This is a genomic window from Kluyvera ascorbata ATCC 33433, from assembly GCF_000735365.1.
GTDB classification, from domain to species: Bacteria; Pseudomonadota; Gammaproteobacteria; order Enterobacterales; family Enterobacteriaceae; genus Kluyvera; species Kluyvera ascorbata.
The window spans coordinates 1-276 of record NZ_JMPL01000249.1 but is presented as its reverse complement, the minus strand read 5'-3'; the positions used below and the strand labels follow the sequence as shown (position 1 = coordinate 276).

General features: G+C 48.2%; 1 protein-coding gene. It reads left to right on the top strand.

Annotated elements, in window-relative coordinates; all coding sequences use genetic code 11:
• Positions 1–260, top strand: a 260-nt coding sequence (locus GKAS_RS23410; RefSeq protein ID WP_035897933.1) for an integrase core domain-containing protein, incomplete at its 5' end; no start/stop codon positions are given.
• Positions 261–276 lie beyond the last annotated feature (16 nt).

Here is a 276-nt window from a genome sequence, read left to right as displayed (position 1 = left end):
AACATGGCGTGCAGCTCGAATTTATCAAACCGGGTAAGCCGACGCAAAATGCGTTTATCGAACGGTTTAACCGGACGTACCGGACAGAAATCCTGGATTTTTACCTGTTCAGAACACTGAATGAAGCACGGGAAATCACCGGACGCTGGCTGATGGAATATAACAACGAGCGACCTCACGAATCCCTGAACAACCTGACGCCGGAAGAGTACCGGCTGATGGCTGAAAAACCGGAATTCTCAAAAAGTGTGTGGAACTAAAGCTGGGATACTTACA